The sequence below is a fragment of the Neisseria sp. P0014.S009 genome (assembly GCF_051958155.1).
Lineage (GTDB): Bacteria > Pseudomonadota > Gammaproteobacteria > Burkholderiales > Neisseriaceae > Neisseria > Neisseria flavescens_C.
Genome location: NZ_JBQCVS010000203.1, coordinates 1 through 247, shown reverse-complemented (window position 1 = coordinate 247; position 247 = coordinate 1). Strand labels below are relative to the sequence as shown.

Annotated in this window: 1 protein-coding gene; it reads right to left on the bottom strand. The window is 49.0% G+C overall.

Going from position 1 to position 247, the window contains the following annotated elements:
• A partial coding sequence (locus tag ACTHS4_RS12320) for a LexA family protein (protein WP_440366029.1) occupies positions 1-247 on the bottom strand: 247 nt, incomplete at both ends.

Here is a 247-nt window from a genome sequence, read left to right as displayed (position 1 = left end):
CCACTGACTAGCGATAACTTTCCCCACAACGGAACAACTCTCATTGCATGGGATCATTGGGTACTGTGGGTTTAGTGGTTGTAAAAACACCTGACCGCTATCCCTGATCAGTTTCTTGAAGGTAAACTCATCACCCCCAAGTCTGGCTATGCAGAAATCACCTGGCTCAACAGCCTGCTCAGGGTCAACGAGAATTAACATTCCGTCAGGAAAGCTTGGCTTGGAGCCTGTTGGTGCGGTCATGGAA